The sequence below is a fragment of the Actinomadura sp. NPDC048955 genome, from assembly GCF_040649435.1.
Lineage (GTDB): Bacteria > Actinomycetota > Actinomycetes > Streptosporangiales > Streptosporangiaceae > Spirillospora > Spirillospora luteofluorescens.
On record NZ_JBEZJI010000010.1, the window covers coordinates 62649 to 82208 of the forward strand.

At 72.6% G+C, this 19560-nt stretch carries 18 protein-coding genes; 12 read left to right on the plus strand and 6 right to left on the minus strand.

Annotation, left to right across the window (positions count from 1 at the left end):
• Positions 1–59 precede the first annotated feature (59 nt).
• A complete protein-coding gene (locus AB0C84_RS13075; protein ID WP_361064868.1) occupies positions 60–2282 on the minus strand; it encodes a DUF4132 domain-containing protein in 2223 nt (740 codons plus the stop codon).
• A 159-nt stretch (positions 2283–2441) separates the two neighbouring features.
• Between AB0C84_RS13075 and AB0C84_RS13080 the strand changes: the two genes are divergently transcribed.
• Positions 2442–3812, plus strand: a complete 1371-nt coding sequence (locus AB0C84_RS13080; RefSeq protein ID WP_361064871.1) for an alkaline phosphatase PhoX — start codon at positions 2442–2444, stop codon at positions 3810–3812.
• A gap of 6 nt (positions 3813–3818) precedes the next feature.
• Here the strand turns inward: AB0C84_RS13080 and coaA are convergent, their stop codons facing one another.
• Positions 3819–4760 carry a type I pantothenate kinase gene (gene coaA / locus AB0C84_RS13085; RefSeq protein ID WP_361064874.1) on the minus strand — a complete coding sequence of 314 codons (942 nt, stop codon included), beginning with the start codon at positions 4758–4760 and terminating at the stop codon, positions 3819–3821.
• Positions 4761–4882: 122 nt separating this feature from the next.
• Here coaA and glmS point away from each other — a divergent pair, with 122 nt between their 5' ends.
• The 3 genes from glmS (at position 4883) to AB0C84_RS13100 (ending at position 8743) form a co-directional block, all read left to right on the plus strand.
• On the plus strand, positions 4883–6727 hold the full coding sequence (glmS, locus tag AB0C84_RS13090; protein ID WP_361064877.1) for a glutamine--fructose-6-phosphate transaminase (isomerizing): 1845 nt from the start codon (positions 4883–4885) through the stop codon (positions 6725–6727).
• A 97-nt stretch (positions 6728–6824) separates the two neighbouring features.
• Entirely contained in the window at positions 6825–7766 is a 942-nt protein-coding gene (locus tag AB0C84_RS13095) for an ABC transporter ATP-binding protein (protein WP_361064880.1), read from the plus strand.
• 5 nt (positions 7767–7771) lie between these two features.
• On the plus strand, positions 7772–8743 hold the full coding sequence (locus AB0C84_RS13100) for a hypothetical protein (RefSeq protein ID WP_361064884.1): 972 nt from the start codon (positions 7772–7774) through the stop codon (positions 8741–8743).
• A gap of 159 nt (positions 8744–8902) precedes the next feature.
• On the opposite strand, the gene AB0C84_RS13105 is transcribed toward AB0C84_RS13100, so the two are convergent.
• From AB0C84_RS13105 to AB0C84_RS13115, 3 genes are all read right to left on the minus strand, one after another.
• Complete coding sequence (locus AB0C84_RS13105) at positions 8903–9115, minus strand: DUF397 domain-containing protein (protein ID WP_361064887.1); 213 nt, start codon at positions 9113–9115, stop codon at positions 8903–8905.
• Positions 9116–9364: 249 nt separating this feature from the next.
• Entirely contained in the window at positions 9365–9586 is a 222-nt protein-coding gene (locus tag AB0C84_RS13110) for a DUF397 domain-containing protein (RefSeq protein WP_258944776.1), read from the minus strand.
• A 39-nt stretch (positions 9587–9625) separates the two neighbouring features.
• Positions 9626–10486 carry a helix-turn-helix transcriptional regulator gene (locus tag AB0C84_RS13115; RefSeq protein ID WP_361064890.1) on the minus strand — a complete coding sequence of 287 codons (861 nt, stop codon included), beginning with the start codon at positions 10484–10486 and terminating at the stop codon, positions 9626–9628.
• A gap of 225 nt (positions 10487–10711) precedes the next feature.
• Between AB0C84_RS13115 and AB0C84_RS13120 the strand changes: the two genes are divergently transcribed.
• The 8 genes from AB0C84_RS13120 (at position 10712) to tsaD (ending at position 18523) form a co-directional block, all read left to right on the plus strand.
• On the plus strand, positions 10712–12193 hold the full coding sequence (locus AB0C84_RS13120) for an NAD(P)H-hydrate dehydratase (protein WP_361064893.1): 1482 nt from the start codon (positions 10712–10714) through the stop codon (positions 12191–12193).
• Positions 12194–12346: 153 nt separating this feature from the next.
• Positions 12347–13471, plus strand: a complete 1125-nt coding sequence (gene alr, locus AB0C84_RS13125) for an alanine racemase (RefSeq protein WP_361064896.1) — start codon at positions 12347–12349, stop codon at positions 13469–13471.
• Between the two features lie 11 nt (positions 13472–13482).
• Complete coding sequence (locus AB0C84_RS13130; protein ID WP_361064899.1) at positions 13483–14568, plus strand: alpha/beta hydrolase; 1086 nt, start codon at positions 13483–13485, stop codon at positions 14566–14568.
• Between the two features lie 35 nt (positions 14569–14603).
• Positions 14604–15035: a tRNA (adenosine(37)-N6)-threonylcarbamoyltransferase complex ATPase subunit type 1 TsaE gene (gene tsaE / locus AB0C84_RS13135; RefSeq protein WP_179849621.1), complete on the plus strand. Its 432-nt coding sequence runs from the start codon at positions 14604–14606 to the stop codon at positions 15033–15035.
• 125 nt (positions 15036–15160) lie between these two features.
• Complete coding sequence (locus AB0C84_RS13140; protein ID WP_361064902.1) at positions 15161–16159, plus strand: hypothetical protein; 999 nt, start codon at positions 15161–15163, stop codon at positions 16157–16159.
• An 87-nt stretch (positions 16160–16246) separates the two neighbouring features.
• Entirely contained in the window at positions 16247–16927 is a 681-nt protein-coding gene (gene tsaB, locus AB0C84_RS13145) for a tRNA (adenosine(37)-N6)-threonylcarbamoyltransferase complex dimerization subunit type 1 TsaB (RefSeq protein WP_258943821.1), read from the plus strand.
• Complete coding sequence (gene rimI / locus AB0C84_RS13150) at positions 16924–17415, plus strand: ribosomal protein S18-alanine N-acetyltransferase (protein ID WP_361064906.1); 492 nt, start codon at positions 16924–16926, stop codon at positions 17413–17415. The genes tsaB and rimI overlap by 4 nt, the downstream gene beginning before the upstream one ends.
• Positions 17416–17485: 70 nt before the next feature.
• The gene (gene tsaD / locus AB0C84_RS13155) at positions 17486–18523 is read left to right on the plus strand and encodes a tRNA (adenosine(37)-N6)-threonylcarbamoyltransferase complex transferase subunit TsaD (protein WP_258943823.1); all 1038 of its coding nucleotides are present in this window, start codon (positions 17486–17488) and stop codon (positions 18521–18523) included.
• Positions 18524–18542: 19 nt separating this feature from the next.
• Here the strand turns inward: tsaD and AB0C84_RS13160 are convergent, their stop codons facing one another.
• On the minus strand, positions 18543–19472 hold the full coding sequence (locus AB0C84_RS13160; protein WP_361064909.1) for an aminoglycoside phosphotransferase family protein: 930 nt from the start codon (positions 19470–19472) through the stop codon (positions 18543–18545).
• Positions 19473–19560 lie beyond the last annotated feature (88 nt).

A 19560-nucleotide genomic window follows, 5' to 3' on the forward strand; every position in this document is an offset into this window, starting at 1 on the left:
CGCATGAGCCTCGACCGGTGGAACCCGCCGTCCACCGATCGGTGGACGGCGGGTCCCCGTCAGGCGGTCAGGCGGGCCAGCTCGGCGAGCATCTCGGACGCGGTGACCGGGTCGAGCGCGCCGAACGGATGCGCCTTTCCGGAGTAGCGGCCGGTCATCAGCATGACGCGCTCGATCGTCTGCTCCGCGAACTCCTCCGGGTTCAGGACGCGGATGCCGGGCTCGAACGCGACCATCACGTGCCGCTCGTCCGGGGTGATCAGGTTGACCTGGCGGCGGAATCCGCCGGTCTCCTTGTCGCCCAGCTCCCAGCCCCGAGACGTCATGCCCATGAACCTGCCGAAATGGGCGGTGGCGCCTTCGAAGCGGGTCAGCCGGGTGGCCTCGCGCTCGCCGTCCTCCAGCTCGTGGACGGGACGCCCGAGCTGCGGGAACGGCTGGAGGATCTCGTAGTCCCCGAAGACCGAGGCCCAGGCCGCCACGGTGTCCGCCCCGAGAAGGACCGGGTGCGGGAGCGTCACGCGGGCGTCCTGGGGGAGGACGAACTCGTCGTCGTGGACGTCGGCGAGCGTGCCGTCCTCGGCGACCCGGAACGCGGTCCCGCCCGCCGACCACACCAGCCGGCGCGCGATGTGGCGCATCAGCGGGTGCCCCGCGAAGACCGAGCGGAACTCCTCGGGCGTCCAGGAGCGCCCGGCGACCATCGCCTTCTCCAGCCGCTTGATCTGGTCGGCGGCGACCGCGCGGGCCTCCTTCTTGAGGTCGGCGAACCGCTGGTGGGCGAGCGGCGCGAGCTGATCGTCGTCCTTGACGCCCGGCTTCGGCAGCGTCTTGCGGGGCTTGCCGTCCCCGTCGGTCACGAAGGGCTTGAGCTGCTCGTCGAAGCCGACGACGAACCGGCGCGGGCCGTAGTCGAGCGTCATCGAGCCCTCGGCGTCCAGGCCGAGGTCGGGGACGAGCAGGTCCGCCAGCTGCTCGGAGGTCAGGCCGCGCTTCCGCGCGGCGGTGTTCAGCAGGCCCTGTGCGCGGGGGCGCAGGTGCTTGGTGTCGGCCCCGCGGCGGACGATGCGGTCCAGATGGCGCAGCCTGTCGTCGGCGGGCATGTCGATCGCCATGAGGACGTCGAGCGCCGTCCACCCCTTGAACGTCCAGGTGTAGTAGTTGTCCCAGCGCACCATCCGGTCGGCCAGCCGGGCGGCAGCGGCGGCGTCGCCGAAGCGTCGCAGGGCGTACTGCACGCCCTGCGACGCCCACAGCCCGCTGCCACGGTCGTGGACGCTGAGAGCCCATGCGAATTCGGCCAGGGAGGCCGGGTCGCACAGCTCGATGACCTGCTCGCAGCCCGGGTACGGGTCCTCCGGTGTGGAGATCAGCAGCATCGTCACGAAGTGCTGGACCGCCTTCACCGGCAGCGCCTGCTCGCGGCCGCGCAGCAGGAGCCGCGGGAGCTTGCCGACGGTCTCGGCGTCCCATTCCGGCAGTTCGTCGGGGAACTGGTCCAGCGGGTCGGTGCGCAGCGCCTCGATCGCCGCGACCGCCTCCTCGCCGTACCCCCGCGCCGCGTCCACGAGGCAGCCGCTGCCGTGCTCGCGGGCGATCAGCATGAGGCCCTGCTCGGCCTTCGTGCGCTTGGGGCCGGGCTTGCGCAGCGCGTCCGGGACGACGAACGGGGCCGCGCCGGCGCCGTGCCAGGTGAACCAGAGCCGCGCGGCCTCGTCGACCTGGTGGCGGCCGAGCGCGCCGATCACGATCTGCGCGGTGGCGTCGTCCAGGAACGGGACGAGCGCCGCCGCGCAGGAGATGTGCCCCTTCGCCGCGTGGAGCAGCAGCCGGTGGGCGGCGAGGCCGCGACGCGCGGCGAAGTGCTTCAGCGGGACCACGTTCACGTAGCTGTCCCAGTCGCCGTAGTAGCGCTCGTCGGCGAGAAGCTCGTCGGCGAGGTCGTCAGGACCTTGCATCAACAGCCAGTAGTAGCCGCGGCGCCGGTCCCCGCCCCGCGGGTCCTTCAGCATCTCGCCGCTGCGGAACCGCTCGGCCAGCGCCTTCCAGTCGGGCTCCTCGGGGAAGGGTTCGTGCGCCTTCGGGAACATGTGGGGGGTCTTCAGCCACTCGTCCCGCACCCCGGGCGGCCAGGACTCCACAGCGGGCGTCTTCGAACGTTTCAGGCCCTTCAGGACGATCGGCTCGGCATTCGCGCGCCTCCGGCGCGTCCACGGCGGATCGACGAGCAGGCGGGGCAGGGCGCTCTCGGGGGCGTCCTCGACGGCGGGAATGTCGGTCATCGCTCCAGTTTCACGACAGGCACGGACAGTATCGACCGTCAGACGCACGCCCGCGACGCGCGGTTCGGCCGGTTCACGGGCCGGGCCGGTTCACAATCAATGTGACGCGTGTTACAACGGGCGAGGGGATCTTGTAACGATCCATCAGGGAGTGTGCTCATGACAGTTACGCGCCGCCAGCTCCTCGCCAGGACGGGTGCGGTGGGGGCCGGGATCGCCTTCACCGGAGCCGTGGAGCAGTTGTTCGCAGGAAGCGCGTCCGCCGCCCCGACCGGCGGCCACGACGGGTACGGGCCCCTCGTGCCCGACCCGAAGGGCCTGCTGGACCTGCCGCGCGGCTTCCGCTACACCGTCCTGTCCCGCGAGGGCGACCCGCTGCGCTCGGGGGAGGGGGCGGTGCCGAGCCACTGCGACGGGATGTCGGCCTTCCCCGGGCGCCGGGGCCGGACGTGGCTCGTCCGCAACCACGAGAACCGGCCGGACGCCGCGCACCGGGTCCCGGCGGTCGACGGCGTCACCTACGATCCGGGCGGCCTCGGCGGCTGCACCTCGCTGGAGGTCGACGCGGCCGGGCGCGTGCACACCGAGCGCGTCGCGATCGCCGGGACGGCCGTCAACTGCGCGGGCGGACCCACCCCGTGGAACACGTGGCTGACCTGCGAGGAGACCGAGGACAAGGCGGGCACCGGGAACTACACCAAGGACCACGGGTTCATCTTCGAGGTCGACCCGTACGACCAGGGCCGCACCGTCCCCGAGCCGCTGACCGCGATGGGGCGGTTCCAGCACGAGGCGATCGCCGTCGACCCGCGTGACGGCACCGTCTACGAGACCGAAGACGCCTTCGACAAGCCGTTCGGGCTGTTCTACCGGTTCCAGCCGAAGCGGCCGCGCGGCGGGTTCGGCAGCCTGCGGGCCGGCGGCCGGCTGGAGGCGCTGTGCGTCCCCGGCGTCCCGGACCTGTCGGTCGTGCAGGAGCCCGGCACCGTGTTCGAGCACGCCGAGTGGAAGAAGGTGCCGGACCCGCTCGCGGCGCAGACCCCGATCCGGTTCCAGGACTTCGGGTCCGGCGGCATCACCCACGCCCAGAAGCTGGAGGGCTGCTACTGGGGCGGCGACCGCGTCTACTTCGTGTCGAGCTTCGCGAAGAAGAAGGACGGCTCCCAGGCCGACCACTTCGGGCAGGTGTGGTCCTACGAGCCGCGCCACCGCCGGCTCACCCTCGTCATCGTGTTCGGCCCGGACACCGACGTCGAGAAGCCCGGCGAGTCGCCCGACAACATCTGCCTGGCGCCGCAGGGCGGCCTGATGGTGTGCGAGGACGGCAACGGGGCCCAGCACGTCTTCGGCGTCTCCCGCCGCCGCACGGTCTACCCCATGGCCCGCAACCGCCAGAACATCGGCACCGAGACCGAACCCGAGTGGGGCGAGTTCGCGGGAGTCACGTTCTCCCCCGACAACCGCACGATGTACGTCAACGCCTACACCCCGGGCACGACCTTCGCCGTAACAGGCCCCTGGACCCGCTGACCCGGTTCAGATCCGGCGCAGTCTGACTCGCTGTACCGAGTGGTTGCGGTCTTTGTGGAGGACGAGGGTGGCGCGGGCGCGGGTGGGGAGGATGTTGGAGACGAGGTTGATCTCGTTGACGTCCCGCCACACGCGCTGGGCGAACGCGGCGGTCTCGTCCTCGTCCAGTTCGCGGGCGTACTTGTGGAAGTAGGAGCGCGGGTCGGTGAACGCGGTGCGGCGCAGCGCGAAGAGCCGGTCGATGTACCACTGCCGGATGTCCTCGACCCGCGCATCCACATAGATGGAGAAGTCGAAGAAGTCGGATACGCCCAGGGCGCCGGGCGGGGGCGCCTGCAGCACGTTCAGGCCCTCGACGATCAGGATGTCGGGGCGGCGGACGGTCTGCGCCGCGTTCGGGACGATGTCGTACTCCAGGTGCGAGTACACCGGGATCGACGCCTCCGCCGCGCCCGACTTGATCGCCGACACGAACCGGACGAGGGCGCGGCGGTCGTAGGACTCGGGGAACCCCTTGCGGTCCATGATCCCGCGTTCGGCCAGGACGGCGTTCGGGTGCAGGAAGCTGTCGGTCGTGACCAGTTCCACGCTCGGGTGCTCCGGCCACCGCGCGAGGAGCGTACGCAGCAGCCGGGACGTGGTGGACTTGCCGACCGCGACGCTCCCCGCCACGCCGACGATGAACGGGGTGGGCCGCACCTCGCCGCCGAGGAAGTCGCTGACGGTGTCGCGCAGCCGCCCGTCCGACAGGAAGAACAGGTTGAGCAGCCGGGACAGCGGCAGGTACACCTCCTCGACCTCGGTGATGTCGATCGGGTCGCGCAGGCCCCGCAGGGCGTCCAGCTCACCGGGGGTGAGCGGGAGCGGGGTGTTCTCGCGCAGGCCGCGCCAGGCCTCACGGGAGAGTTCCACGTAGGGGCTCGGCACGGTGTCCCATCCGCTCGTCATGGCTGAACAGTAACCGGGCTGGGTTCCGGTCACCGGGTTTCCACCGGTCGTCCACGCTAGCGTCATGCTTGGGAGGCCCTCGCAGGTAGGTCCGGTGCGCGGCACCGAATAGAGTTGCCGCCATGTGCGGAATCGTGGGGTACGTAGGCGGCCGGTCCGCCCTCGACGTGGTCGTCGACGGCCTGGCGCGGCTGGAGTACCGCGGCTACGACTCGGCCGGAGTGGCCGTGCTGGCCGACGGGAAGCTGGCGACGGCCAAGCGCGCGGGCAAGCTGGTGAACCTGCGCGGCGCCCTGGAGGAGGAGCCCCCGCCCGCCGGGACGCTCGGCATGGGGCACACCCGGTGGGCGACGCACGGCGCGCCGAACGACCGCAACGCCCACCCGCACGTCGACTGCACCGGCTCCGTCGCGGTGATCCACAACGGGATCATCGAGAACTTCGCGGAGCTGCGGGCCGAACTGGAGGAGGGCGGTCACGGGCTCGGGTCCGACACCGACACCGAGGCCGTCGCCCACCTGCTGGAGGACGAGCTGAAGGGCGGCGGCGACCTCGCCGACGCCATGCGCCGCGTCTGCGGCCGGCTGGAGGGCGCGTTCACGCTGGTCGCGACGCACACCGGGTCGCCGGGCCTGGTCGTCGGGGCGCGCCGCAACTCCCCGCTGGTCGTCGGCGTCGGGGACGGCGAGAACTTCCTGGCCAGCGACGTGGCCGCGTTCATCGAGCACACCCGCGACGCGATCGAGCTGGGCCAGGACCAGATCGTCGAGCTGCGCGCCGAGGGCGTGCGGGTCACCGACTTCGACGGGCGTCCCGCCGAGGTGAAGGAGTACCACGTCGACTGGGACGTGTCCGCCGCGGAAAAAGGCGGCTACGACTACTTCATGCTCAAGGAGATCGCCGAGCAGCCGCGCGCCGTCGCCGACACGCTGCTCGGCCGGATCGGCGCCGACGGGCGCCTGCACCTGGACGAGATGCGCATCCCGGACCAGGAGCTGCGCGAGGTCGACAAGATCATCATCGTGGCGTGCGGGACGTCTTACCACGCCGGTCTGATCGCCAAGTACGCGATCGAGCACTGGGCGGGGCTGCCCTGCGAGGTCGAGCTGGCCAGCGAGTTCCGCTACCGCGACCCGATCCTGTCCCCGACGACGCTGGTCATCGCGATCTCCCAGTCGGGCGAGACGATGGACGCGCTGATGGCCGTCCGGCACGCCCGCGAGCAGAAGGCCAAGCTGCTCGGCATCTGCAACGTCAACGGCTCCACGCTGCCCCGCGAGTGCGACGGCGTCCTCTACACGCACGCCGGGCCCGAGATCGCGGTCGCGTCCACCAAGGCGTTCCTCACCCAGCTCGTCGCCGTCTACCTCATCGCCCTCTACATCGCGCAGGTGCGCGGCACCAAGTGGGGCGACGAGGTCTTCGCCATGGTCCAGCTCCTCGAACGGATGCCGGAGAAGGTGGAGAAGGTCCTGGAGACCATGGAGCCGGTGCGGGAGCTGGCCCGCTCGCTGGCCGGCGAGCGGTGCGTGCTGTTCCTCGGCCGCCACGTGGGCTTCCCGGTCGCGCTGGAGGGCGCGCTCAAGCTCAAGGAACTGGCGTACATGCACGCCGAGGGCTTCGCCGCCGGCGAGCTGAAGCACGGCCCGATCGCGCTGATCGAGAAGGACCTGCCCGTCGTGGTCGTCGTGCCGCCGCGGGCGCGGGACGTCCTGCACGACAAGATCGTGTCGAACATCCAGGAGATCAGGGCCCGCGGCGCCCGGACGATCGTGATCGCCGAGGAGGGCGACGCGTCGGTCGAGCCGTACGCGGACACGCTGATCAGCGTCCCGGCCGTCCCGACGCTGCTGCAGCCGCTGGTCACGACCGTCCCGCTGCAGGTCTTCGCGTGCGAGCTGGCCACCGCCAAGGGCCACGACGTCGACCAGCCGCGCAACCTCGCCAAGTCCGTCACCGTCGAATAGCGGGCGGTTCGGGCGGGCAGCCCGAAATCGACTGAACCCTCCGGCGCCGGGCCGCGTCCCATCGACATCGGGACCGGCCCGGCGTCGGAGGTGACGGGTGGCAGGAGACGGTGGCCTCGCGATCGAGGCGCGCGGGGTGGTGCGGCGCTTCGGGCCGGTGGAGGCGCTGCGCGGCCTCGACATCACCGTCCCGTACGGGCAGGTCACGGCGCTCGTCGGGGCCAACGGCGCGGGCAAGACGACGCTGCTGCTGATCCTGGCGACCCTCCTCGCGCCCGACGCGGGCACGGTGCGGATCGCGGGCCACGACGCGCTCGCCCGGCCCGTGCGGGCGCGCGAGGCGCTCGGCTGGATGCCGGACACGTTCGGCGTGTACGACCAGCTCACGGTGGACGAGTACCTGGCGTTCTTCGCGGACGCCTACGGGCTGTCCAAGCAGGAGCGCCCGCGCCGGATCAGGGCGCTGCTCAGCCTCGTCCACCTGGAGGACCGTCTCGGGCAGCCCGTCCACGCCCTCTCGCGCGGGCAGAAGCAGCGCCTCGGGATGGCGCGGGCCCTCGTGCACCGGCCGCGCGTGCTGCTGCTGGACGAGCCCGCGTCCGGCCTCGACCCGCGCTCCCGCATCGAACTGCGCGACCTGCTGCGCTCCCTCGCGGCGGACGGGGTCGCGGTGCTCGTGTCGAGCCACATCCTCAGCGAGCTGGAGGAGATCGCCGACCGGGTCGTCCTGGTCGACCACGGACGCACGGCCGGGGACCACGCGATGACGGAGATCGCCGGTGCGGCGGCCCGGGTCCGGTGGCGGATCCGTTCGCTCGACCTGGAGCCGCTGGCGGCGGCGCTGGACCGCGAGCCCGGCCTGGCGTGGAAGGCGGCGGGCGACGCGGCGGGGGGCGCCGAGGTCGGGCCGCTGACCGAGGACGAGGCGGCCGGGCTGCTGGCCAGGCTCGTCACCGCAGGCGTGCCCGTCAGCGGCCTGGCGCCCGCCGGCAGCGCGCTCGAATCGGCCTACCTGGCGATGACCGAGGACCGGAGGTGAGTGCCGTGACCGCGCGCGGAATCGGCCTGGTGGCGCGGCAGGAGATCAGGACGCGGCTGCGGACCGGCCGCTGGAAGATCCTGCTCGCGGCCTGGTTCCTGACCGTCAACGGGCTCGGGCTGCTGTTCCGGGTGGCGCTGGAGTACGGCGACAGCTCCTCCTACGGCGAGCCCGGCGTGCCCATGTTCGGCGGGGTCCTGCTCGGGGTGCTGGTGCTGACGCTGCTCGTCACCCCGGCGCTCGGCGGGCAGTCGGTCAACGGCGACCGGGAGCGCGGGACGCTCGCGACGCTGCAGGTCACCCGGCTCACCCCGGGCGAGATCGCGCTCGGCAAGCTCGCCGCCGCCTGGGGGACCGGCCTGGTCGCGCTGCTGCTGACGCTGCCGAGCCTGCTGCTGCCGGTCGCCGAGGGCGCCATCGGCGCGGGCCGGGCCCTCGTCGTCCTGCTCGTGACGGCGGTGATGATCGGCGTGGTCTGCGCGATCTCGCAGGCCTGGTCGGCGGTCCTTGCCCGCAGCGTCACCTCGATCCTGCTGTCGTACCTGACCGTGTTCGGCCTGCTCGTCGGGACGCCGCTGCTGTTCACGCTGGCGGTGCCGCTCACGTCCGAGCACGTCGACGGCGCCTACGGCGAGTACGACCGGGAGCACACCGAGCGGATCTGGTGGCTGCTGGCCCCGAACCCGGTCGTCGCGCTCGCGGACGCGGCGCCGCGCCTGCCCGAGCGCCGGATCCTCGTCGGCGACCAGGTGATCACACGCTCGGCGTCGTCCGACCCGCTGGGGCAGATCAGCCGAAGCGTGCGCGAGGTCCGGGCGGGAGACGACCGGTACGGGTCGTCCCGCGAGGGTGGAGCCGCGGTGTGGCCGTGGGGGCTGGCCTTCGATCTCGCCCTCGCGGGAGGCGCGGTGGTGATCACGGCCTCTCGCCTGCGCACGCCTCTCCACCGGGTTCCCCGGGGCGTTCGCGTGGCGTGAGCGCGCCCCCAATGGGATCAACTTCTGGGAAATGCGGTCAGCGGGAGCGAGGGGCCGCGGAAAAACATGTGGCATATCCTGCGCTGGCGCGCATCCGCTCCCGCTGATCGCAATTCTCCGGCCGGTTGGAAATCTCTCCGGCGATGCAAGTTGCAGTGACTATTTCAGCGGGTGGTCGAAACGGCCGCCTTTGGCCTCCTCCGTGAACCTGCGCCATTCGTCGGGCCGGAACGACAGGATCGTCGCGGTGTCCTCGGTGTCGCGTACGGATATGGCGTCCCCGCCGCGCCGTGCGACCTCGACGCAGCCGTTGCTGGCGCCGCATCGAGCGCTCTTTCTCCATCGGGCGGGCGGTGTCCCCTGGAAACTCATTCCGGCTCCCTGCATTGAAAGTTGCATTGCCCGCGGCCGCGCTGCCGGTGCTCAAGCACACGGTAACAAGATCGCAAAAAACGCCTGATCACGTCCGGGTGGCGCGGTACCCGTGTGACAGGCGTGGCGAGGTAGTTGCAGAGTGCCGGGTGGGAGGGCGACGAGCCGGGTCAGCGGTGGACCCGGCCCCTGCGTCGTGGCCCCGCGCCGCCCTGTGCGGACGGGGCCGGACGGCGCGTCGGCGCCGGGTCAGCAACCCAGGTCGAAATCACCCTTCTTTGCCCGCTTGAGAAATTCCCGCCATTCCGACTGGGAGAAGGACAGGACCGGGCTCTGCGTGCCGTACTTCGCGTCTCGCGCCCCGATAAAACGGGATGAATCGACCAGTGTGGCGATCTCGACGCAGGTGTTGCTCGCCCCGCAGTAGGCGCTTTTCCTCCATTGAGGTACAGGAGTGACAAAAGAGGACACTCGGTGCCTTTCACAAGGATTGAGCCCCTTGGCGGACCGTCACCACGCCTCTTTGACCTCGGCTATGCGCCGCCGCGATTCCGCGGCGTCCAGCGCCTGCCGGGACAGACTCGAATAGGCGAGCCGGTACATATAGGTGACGGCTTCATCCGCGAAGTGGCTGATCGTCAGGGATTCCGTGTGAACGATATCAGGAAAGGTGATGTCGTGCACCGAAGAGAATTCTAGAAGGATAAACGATTCAGCCAACACCGAGTGTGCTATGTCCAACGGCAAGATCTGTACGTTCACGTTCGGCCGCTCGGTCATCTGGTACAGATGTTCGAGCTGCTCGCGCATCACCTTGTGATCGCCGATGCGGCGCCGCAGAACCGCCTCGTCGATAATCGCCGACAGTTCCAGCGGAGTGGGCCCGTCCAGCAGTTCGCGCCGCCGCATTCGCACGTCCAGCCGGCGTTCGAGTTCCTGCGGAGGCAGGGTGGCCAGGTCACTCCAGCCACCGATCACATTTCGGGCGTAGCTCTCCGACTGCAGGAGCCCGGGAATGACCGTGCTGCCCCATTCCCGGGCGGCGGTGGCCTCGGACTCCAGCGCGATGAAGTTCGCGAGTGGGCTCGGGAGGTCGCGGTAGTCCTCCCACCAGCCCCGCTGGGCGGCGTCGTGCGCCAGGGCGATCAGGTCGTCGTGCCGCGCGCCGTCGATCTCGTACAGATCGAGCAGCCGCCGCACATCGCCGATCTTCGCGCCGGTCCGCGCGTTCTCGATCCGGCTGACCTTGGCTGTGGACCAGGCGAGCCGTTCGGCGACCTCGTCTCCGGTCAGGCCTCTGCGCTCGCGCAGTCTCCGGAGCTCGGCGGCCAGCCGCCGCTGCCGGACGGAGGGACCTCGGGAAGTGCTCATTGCTCGGGCCTCTCCAGTCCCGGCGGACTGATCTGGGCGCATTCTGCCGCACCGGGGGGTCGCGGCGCGAATACATCGGACCGGTGGACCAAGATTCTACGGCTGATGATTCTTTTACGCACATGACACCGAAACTTGCGGTGCAACTTGTGATCACCTCCGCCGGAGGTTGCGGACGGTCCCCACGTGGCACTCTAAGTGTGTGATCGACTTGGGGAGCGGCGGATGAGGTACGCGCACGAGGTCGGCAAGGTCCGGGCGGCCGAGCGGGCCCTCATGGCCCGGCTCCCGGACGGCGCCCTGATGCAGCGCGCCGCCGCCGGGCTGGCCTCGGTCTGCGCGCACCTCCTGCCCGCCGTGTACGGCGCCCGCGTCGTCCTGCTGGTCGGCGGTGGCGACAACGGCGGGGACGCCCTGTACGCCGGGGCCCGCCTCGCCCGGCGCGGCGCCCGCGTCCGGGCCGTCCAGGCCGGGTCCACGATCCATCCGGGCGGGCTGGCCGACCTGCGCGCCGCCGGCGGCCGCCTGCTGGACTCCGGCGCCGAGGCCGCGATCGCCGGCGCCGACCTGATCATCGACGGCCTGACCGGCATCGGCGGCACCGGCGGCCTCCGCGAGCCGCACGCCCGGTACGCCGCGCTCGCCTCCGAGTCCGCCGGGCTCGTGGTCGCCTGCGACGTCCCGAGCGGGGTGGACGCGAGCACGGGGCGCGTCGAGGGCGCGGCCGTGCACGCCGACGTCACCGTCACCTTCGGCACGCACAAGCCGGGCCTGCTCATCGACCCGGGCGCGGCCCGCTGCGGCGTGGTCGAGCTGGTCGACATCGGGCTCGGCCCCGACCTGCCCGACCCCGACGTCGTCGCGGCCCGGCCCGCCGACATCGCCCCGCCCGAGCCCCGCCCCGAGTCCGACAAGTACCGCCGCGGAGTCGTCGGCATCCTCGCCGGAGGCGACCAGTTCACCGGCGCCGCCGTCCTCAGCGCCGGCGGCGCCGTCCGCGGCGGCGCCGGAATGGTCCGCTTCGCCTCGGTGGCCCGCCCGGTCGAGCTCGTCCGGCAGCGCTGGCCCGAAGTGGTCACCACCGTCATCGAGCCGGGTCGCCACGACGCGCGGGTCCTGGAGCGCATCGGACGCGTCCAGGCCTGGGTCGCCGGCCCCGGCCTCGGCACCGGCGACGCCGCCGAGGCGCTGCTGGAGGCCGTCCTCACCACCGACCTGCCCGTGCTGGTGGACGCCGACGGCCTCACCGTCCTGGCCCGCCGCCGCGATCTGCTGCGCCGCGCCGCCCCGACCGTCCTCACCCCGCACGCGGGCGAGCTGTCCCGCCTCGTCGCCGCCGCCCGCGAGGACATCGAGGCCGCCCGCCTCGACCACGTCCGCCGCGCCGCCGCCGAACTCTCCGCGACCGTCCTGCTCAAGGGCTCCACGACCCTGGTCGCCGAGCAGGACCGCCCCGTCCGCGTGAACCCGACCGGCACCCCCCGCCTGGCCGCCGCCGGCACGGGCGACGTCCTGTCCGGCCTGATCGGCGCCCTCCTCGCCGGCGGTATGCCCGCCCTCGACGCGGCCGCCGCCGGCGCCTACCTCCACGGCCTCGCCGCCCGCCTGGCCTCGGCCCCGGCCCCCGGCCCCGAGGCCCCCATCAGCGCCCAGGACGTGATCGAAGCCCTTCCCGCCGCCTTCAGGGCGGTGTCCGCCCAGGGCTAGCGCCCCCTGCGACCCGTGCGGTCGAACCTGGGATCGGGCATTTGCGTCTTATAGGACACAGGGGCGCCCGGGGGCGCTCTTGAGGGGGCGTTCTGGCCGTGACCTGGGGGATGAGGCGCGGGCAGGGCGTCGGGGACGGCAGACTGGGTGACCATGAGGGTTCCTGCGGAGGCACGGGTCGATCTCGGTGCCATCGGCCACAACGTCTCGGTGCTGCGCGAGCGCGCGGGGGGCGCCGAGGTGATGGCCATGGTGAAGGCCGAGGCTTACGGGCACGGGCTGGTGGAGGCCGCCCGGGCCGCGCTCGCCGGCGGGGCGTCCTGGCTGGGCGTCGCGAAGCTGGCCGAGGCGCTGCGTCTGCGGGACGAGGGCGTCTCCGTTCGGACGCTGGTCTGCCTGGGGGTTCCCGGGGAGCCCTACGAGGAGGCCGTCGCGCGGAACGTGGACCTGACCGTCGGGGCGGTCTGGCTGCTGGACGAGGTCGTCCGGGCGGCGGAGCGGGCCGGGCGCGAGGCGCGGATCCACCTCAAGGCAGACACGGGCATGTCGCGCGGGGGCGCGCGGGGCGACGACTGGGAGGCGCTGGTCGAGGCGGCGCTCAAGGCGGAGGCCACGGGGCACGTGCGGGTGGCGGGGGTCATGTCGCACTTCGCCTGCGCGGACGAGCCCGGCCATCCCTCGATCGCGGCGCAGCTCGGCGCGTTCACCGAGATGGTCGCGCACGCGGAGAAGGCGGGGGCGCGGTTCGAGGTGCGGCACATCGCGAACTCGGCGGCGGCGCTGACGCTGCCGGAGGCGCGGTTCGACCTCGTCCGGCCCGGCATCGCGACGTACGGGCTGACCCCCGTGCCGGCGCTCGGCGGGTTCGGCCTGCGGCCCGCTATGACGCTCGTGGCGGACGCGGCGCTGGTCAAGCGGGTTCCGGCCGGTAGCGGAGTGTCGTACGGTCACACCTACCGCACCGAGCGGGAGACCACCCTGGCCGTGGTGCCCGTGGGGTACGGGGACGGGATCCCGCGGCACGGGTCCAACGTGCTGGAGGTCCTCGCGGGCGGGCGCCGCAGGACGATCGCCGGGCGGGTCTGCATGGACCAGTTCGTCGTCGACCTCGGCGACGACCCGCTCGCGGCGGGAGACGAGATCATCCTGTTCGGCCCGGGCGACCGGGGCGAGCCGACCGCGCAGGAGTGGGCGGACGCGCTGGGGACGATCTCGTATGAGATCGTCACCCGCATCGGAGCCCGGGTACCGAGGGCGTACCCGGGAGGGGGGCTGTAGGGGGCGCGGTCATGGACAGCAGGAACAGGCGCAGGATCGGTGTCGCCGGCGTCGTCGCGGGCGTGGGCGCCGCGGGGGTGGGCGCGGCGGTCGGGCTGCGGCGCTTCGCCGTCGGCCGGGTGCGGCTGCGCCCGGACCCCGACGCGGCCGAGCCCTTCGGGGAGCTGCGCGGGCGGGAGATGTCCGTCCGGGCGGACGACGGCGTCCCGCTGCACGTGGAGGTCGACGGGCCCGACGACGCCGCCCTCACCGTCGTGTTCTGCCACGGCTACACCCTGAACCAGGACTCCTGGCACTACCAGCGCCGCGACCTGCGGGGTTCGCTGCGGCTGGTGTTCTGGGACCAGCGCGCCCACGGCCGTTCGGGACGCGGCGGGCCCGGGGACGCGACGATCGAGCAGACCGGCGACGACCTGCGCGCGGTGCTGGAGGCGGCCGTCCCGCCGGATCGTCCGGTCGTCCTCGTGGGGCACTCCATGGGCGGCATGTCGATCATGGCGCTGGCGGACCGGCATCCCGAGCTGTTCGGGTCGCGGGTCGTGGGCGTGGCGCTGGTGAACACCTCCTGCGGCGACATGGGGGAGATGACGCTGGGGCTGCCCCTGGTGCTGGCCAAGGCCGTCCGGCCGCTCGCCCCGGGGACGCTGCGCGGCCTCGGCCGCCGCGCGGAGCTGGTCGAGAAGGCCCGCGGGCTGGGCGCCGACCTGGCGTTCGTCGTCACGCGGAAGATGGCGTTCGCCGACAAGTACGTCAGCCCGTCCGTGGTGGGCTTCCTGGAGCAGATGATCAGGGAGACGCCGATCGACGTGATCGCGGAGTACTACCCGGCGCTGATGGCGCACGACAAGATCGGGTGCCTGGACGTGCTCGGCGGGGTGCCGATGCTCGTCCTGGCGGGCGGCCGCGACCGGCTGACCCCCGCGGAGCACGCCCGCCGGATCGCCGCGGCGCTGCCGGACGCGGAACTGGTCGAGGTGGAGGAGGCCGGGCACGTGCTGCCTCTGGAGTACCCGGGCGTGGTGACCGGGGGGCTGCGCCGGTTGGTCGAGCGGGTCCGTCCCGCCTACGAGGAAGAGGAAGAGGAGCGCACCGCGTGAACGCCGTCACCGTCACCGTCCCGACCGCCGAGGACATGCGCGAGCTCGGGCTGCGCCTGGCCGGGCTGCTGCGGGCGGGCGACCTGCTCGTGATGACGGGCCACCTCGGCGCGGGCAAGACGACCCTCACGCAGGGCATCGGCGAGGGGCTGAAGGTGCGGGGCCCGATCACCTCGCCCACGTTCGTCATCGCGCGGGTGCATCCGTCGCTGGCGGGCGGCCCGTCGCTGGTGCACGTGGACGCCTACCGGCTGGGCGGTTTCGCGGAGCTCGACGATCTCGATCTGGACGCGTCGATCGCGGAATCGGTGACGATCGTGGAATGGGGAGAAGGGCTCGCCGAAGGCCTCGCCGAGGACCGGCTGGAAGTGATCATTTCTCGCGGGGACGGGCCGGGAGAGGGGCGCGAGGTAAGGATCGTCGGGGTCGGTGATCGCTGGTCCGACCTGGCGCTCGGCCCTGAATGATCTTGGACTGGCAACTTCTACGGTTTTTGCCTGGCTGGTTGGTCCATTTTACGGCTTGATGTCGTACTCTTTGCCGGAACGAACCTCACCTTCGCGACATATCAATCCGAACGGGAGTGGGGCCGGTGAGTGGCAGCCATCGCAGCGGGAATTACCGCGACAGCTATCGCGCGTCGGGCGGTGGCCAGGGATCAGGCGGCGGTTACCGGCCGGACGGCGGTGGATACGGCGCGGGCGAGGACCCGTACGGGCGCTACTCGTCGGGCCGGCCGGGCAGCGGCCCGTACCAGCGGGAGACCGGCCCGTACGAGACCGGTACCGGCCAGGGGGCCGGCAGCGCCGACTACCGCACCGAGAGCGGCGGATACCGGACGGGGAGCGGCACCCACCGCGGCGGCGCCGGCTACCGCAGCGGCAGCCACCGGGTGGCGCGCGAGCGCCGCACCGGGCGGCGCTGGGCCGTCGTCCTCGGCGGCGCGGTCGTCGGCGTCGCCGTCTGCGGGCTCGCGGCGTTCGCCGTCCTGACCGGCGTCGGCGCGAGCGGCGACAAGAGCGCCGGCCAGGTCGTCGGCAGCGGCGCCACGGACAACGCCCCGGCGGCCAAGGGCGAGCGCACCGCCGTCCCCGACTCCTGCACGATCGTCGGCGACGACCTGATCGGCCGGCTGGCGCCCGAGTCCGAGCGCACCGACGCCGACAACTACCAGGGCGACGACCAGCAGAACCAGTGCGTGTGGGGCGCCTACGCGGGCGAGAAGAGGCGGCAGCTCACGATCGAGCTGCGCGCGATCGCGGCCGGGGCCGCGGCCTCCCCGACGGACGCCGCCCGCAAGACGTTCGCGACCGAGCGGACCGCCGACGAGTCCGGCAAGGCGCTGCTGGCCGGGCAGAAGCTCACCGACAAGATCCGGCTGACCGGCGTCGGCGACGAGGGCTACATCGTCTACAGCGTCGACGACAACCAGGGCTCCGGCGAGGCCGTCGGCAACGTCCGGGTCGCCAACGTCCTGGTCACCGTGCACTACTCGGGCTCGGACAAGGGCGATCCGCTGTCGTCGGACGCCGCCACCGGCGGCGCCACCGATGTCACCAAGGCCGTCGTCACCGCCCTGAGCCGCTCCTGAGCCGGCCGAGCCGCTCCTGAGCCGGGGCGAGCCCGCCTGGGCGAGAGCCGGACCAGTCCGCGCCCGTGGCCGGTAGGCTTACAACCCGTGCTGGTCTTGGCTTTCGATACCGCGACCGCCGCGATCACCGTGGCGCTGTACGAGTGGACCCCGGGAGAGGGCGCGGTGCCGCGCGGCCTGGCGGAGGCCGTCGACCGGCGGCGCCACACCGAGCTGCTCACCCCGTCCATCGCGGAAGTGATGGCGGAGGCGGGGGCGGCCCCCGACGATCTCAGTGCGATCGCCGTCGGCGTCGGGCCGGGGCCCTACACGGGCCTGCGGGTCGGGCTGGTCACCGCCCGCGCGATGGGCGAGGCCCTCAGCGTTCCCGTGCACGGCGTCTGCACGCTCGACATCATGGCCTGGGCCACGAAGCGCGAAGGGCCGTTCGCCGTCGCCACCGATGCCCGCCGCAAGGAGGTCTACTGGGCGCGTTACGACTCGGCGCGGTTCCGCGCCACCGAGCCCGCCGTGGGCCCGGCGGCGGACGTGCTGAAGGGCGCGCCCGAGGGGCTGCCCGTCGTGGGCGAGGGCGCGGCCCTGTACCCGGAGGTCCTCGGAGGCTCCGGGCACGAGCCGCTGCTGCCCACCGCGAGCGCCCTGGCGGAGCTCGCCGTCGCTCGGCTGTCGGGCCTGAAGGGGCCCGAGCTGCTGCCGCCGGAGCCCCTCTACCTGCGCCGGCCCGACGCGAAGGAGCCGGGCCCCCGCAAGAAGGTGACGCCGGCGTGAGCGACGTCGTCCTGCGGCCCATGACCGGTGCGGACCTTCCGGCCGTCCACCGCCTCGACCGGGTGCTGTTCCCGGAGGACACCTGGAGCGAGGAGATGCTCGCCGGCGAGCTCGCCGACCAGCCGCGCACCCGGTACTACGTCGTCGCGGAGACGCCCGGCGGCGAGATCGTCGGCTACGCGGGGCTGGCCGCGGCGGGCGGGCAGGCCGACGTGCAGACCATCGGTGTGCGCGCGGACCGCCGCAAGGGCGGCATCGGCGCGGTGCTGCTCACCGCCCTGCTGGAGGAGGCCGTCCGGCGCGGCAGCGAGTCGGTGTTCCTGGAGGTCCGGGCCGACAACGACGCCGCCCACCGCCTCTACGAGCGGTTCGGTTTCGAGCGGGTCGGCATCCGCAAGCGCTACTACCAGCCCTCGGACGTGGACGCGATCGTCATGTGCCGCAAGCTCCGCGAACGTCCGCCCATGGGCTTCACCAGGCCCGACTGAGCCGGAGCGGAACAAGGAGCCCTGGGGACGGACGGGAAGACAGGGCGAACGGGGAGACAGGGAGACTCACGTGATTCGGGACGAGCCACTGGTGCTCGGCATCGAGACGTCCTGCGACGAGACCGGGGTCGGGATCGTGCGCGGGCACACGCTGCTGGCGGACGCGATCGCCTCCAGCGTGGACCAGCACGCCCGGTTCGGCGGCGTCGTGCCGGAGGTCGCGTCGCGCGCGCACCTGGAGGCGATGGGGCCGACCGTCGAACGCGCGCTCGCGGACGCCGGGGTGGCGTTCACCGACGTGGACGCGTTCGCGGTGACCGCGGGCCCGGGGCTGCCGGGCGCGCTGATGGTCGGCGTCGCCGCCGCCAAGGCGTACGCGCTGTCGCTCGGCAAGCCGCTCTACGGCGTCAACCACCTGGCCGCGCACGTGTGCGTCGACCAGCTCGAACACGGCCCGCTGCCGAAGCCGTGCGTGGCGATGCTGGTCTCGGGCGGCCACTCGTCCCTGCTGCTGGTCCCGGACGTGGCGGGCGACGTCCGGCCCCTGGGCAGCACGGTGGACGACGCGGCGGGCGAGGCGTTCGACAAGGTCGCCCGGGTCCTCGACCTCGGGTTCCCGGGCGGGCCCGTCATCGATCGCATGGCCCGCGAGGGCGACCCGGCCGCGATCGCGTTCCCGCGCGGCAAGTACAACGACGGCACCTACGACTTCTCGTTCTCCGGCCTGAAGACGGCCGTGGCGCGCTGGGTCGAGGCGAAGGAGCGCGCGGGCGAGCCCGTCCCGGTCGCCGACGTCGCCGCGTCCTTCCAGGAGGCCGTCGTGGACGTCCTGACGCAGAAGGCGCTGAAGGTCTGCAAGGACAACGGCGTCGACCACCTGCTGATCGGCGGCGGCGTCGCGGCCAACTCGCGGCTGCGCGCCCTCGCCGCGGAACGGTGCGCGGCGGCCGGGGTCCACCTGCGGGTCCCGCGGCCGAAGCTGTGCACCGACAACGGCGCCATGGTCGCCGCCCTGGGCTCGGAGCTGGTGGCCTCCGGGATCGGCCCGTCCGACCTGGAACTGCCCGCCGACTCCAGCCTCCCGATCGAGGCCGTCCTCGTGCCCTGAACGCGCGCGCCGCCGCGCCTCAGCACTGGGCGAGGAGCCTGTCGAGGTAGTCCTCGTAGAGGGGGACCTGGGGCTCGTCGACCAGGCGGGCGTCGTCTTCGGGGAGCAGGTCGAGGAGCGCGCGGACGTCCCAGTACGGGTCGTGCGCGTGGCCGCCGGAGACCTGGTCGAACGAGCACAGGAAGCGGTCGGCGACGGACGCGCCGTAGCGCAGCGCCAGGCCGCGGCGCATGCAGGCGATGTCGACGGAGATGGGGCCGGACGAGGCGTCCGACCAGTCGACGATGCCGGTGAGCCCGCCGTAGGACCACAGCGTGTTGTCGGCGTCGTAGTCGCGGTGGATGAACCGGGCGGGCGCCTCCGGGGCGGGCCGGGCGGCGACCTCGAAGGCGCGTTCCCACAGGTCGGGGCGGAGCGCGTGCTTGGGCGGGAGCCGCACGTCGAGGCGGTTGTGCGGGACGTACGGCGGCATCGTGGACGCGCCGTTCAGCTCGTGCACCGACAGCAGCGCGGCGGCCAGCTGGATCAGGTACTCGGGCAGGTCGTCGGGGGACGGGCGCGGCGGATGGCCCCGGAGCCGGGTGATGAGCAGGGCGGGAACGTCGCAGTAGGCGCCCGACGGGTCGGCGGCGACCAGGGACGGTGCGGGGACCTCGCAGCCGGCGAGCAGCGCGAGCGCCGCGATCTCCCGCTCGGGGGAGAACTCGGCGTCGCCGTAGCAGTGGCGGGGGGCGGCCTCTCGGGTGGTCCAGCGGCGCAGGACGAGGTGATGGGCCTCGCCGGAGCGGCTCTCGACGAGGAGGGCGTGGTTGGCGTGGGCGGAGCCGCCGGCGAGGGGCCGCACCATGCGGACCTCGGCGCCCTTGCCGAGGCACTCCTCCACCCATCGCAGGGTGGTGTGCCCGGGCGGGACGCCGGTCGGCAGGCAGGGAGCCGGAAGGTGGGTCACCTGATCCATGAAAACGGATTCCGAAGGGTATTGGGAGTGATTTTGCGAAGACGGAAAGTAACAAAACGCACGTCATCGGGGTGACATG

What these genes read in the sequence shown, in the direction of transcription:
- AB0C84_RS13075 (WP_361064868.1), bottom strand. Translation starts at nt 2,282, where the DNA reads ATGACCGACATTCCCGCCGTCGAGGACGCCCCCGAGAGCGCCCTGCCC.
- AB0C84_RS13080 (WP_361064871.1), top strand. Translation starts at nt 2,442, where the DNA reads ATGACAGTTACGCGCCGCCAGCTCCTCGCCAGGACGGGTGCGGTGGGG.
- coaA (WP_361064874.1), bottom strand. Translation starts at nt 4,760, where the DNA reads ATGACGAGCGGATGGGACACCGTGCCGAGCCCCTACGTGGAACTCTCC.
- glmS (WP_361064877.1), top strand. Translation starts at nt 4,883, where the DNA reads ATGTGCGGAATCGTGGGGTACGTAGGCGGCCGGTCCGCCCTCGACGTG.
- AB0C84_RS13105 (WP_361064887.1), bottom strand. Translation starts at nt 9,115, where the DNA reads ATGAGTTTCCAGGGGACACCGCCCGCCCGATGGAGAAAGAGCGCTCGA.
- AB0C84_RS13115 (WP_361064890.1), bottom strand. Translation starts at nt 10,486, where the DNA reads ATGAGCACTTCCCGAGGTCCCTCCGTCCGGCAGCGGCGGCTGGCCGCC.
- AB0C84_RS13120 (WP_361064893.1), top strand. Translation starts at nt 10,712, where the DNA reads ATGAGGTACGCGCACGAGGTCGGCAAGGTCCGGGCGGCCGAGCGGGCC.
- alr (WP_361064896.1), top strand. Translation starts at nt 12,347, where the DNA reads ATGAGGGTTCCTGCGGAGGCACGGGTCGATCTCGGTGCCATCGGCCAC.
- AB0C84_RS13130 (WP_361064899.1), top strand. Translation starts at nt 13,483, where the DNA reads ATGGACAGCAGGAACAGGCGCAGGATCGGTGTCGCCGGCGTCGTCGCG.
- tsaE (WP_179849621.1), top strand. Translation starts at nt 14,604, where the DNA reads ATGCGCGAGCTCGGGCTGCGCCTGGCCGGGCTGCTGCGGGCGGGCGAC.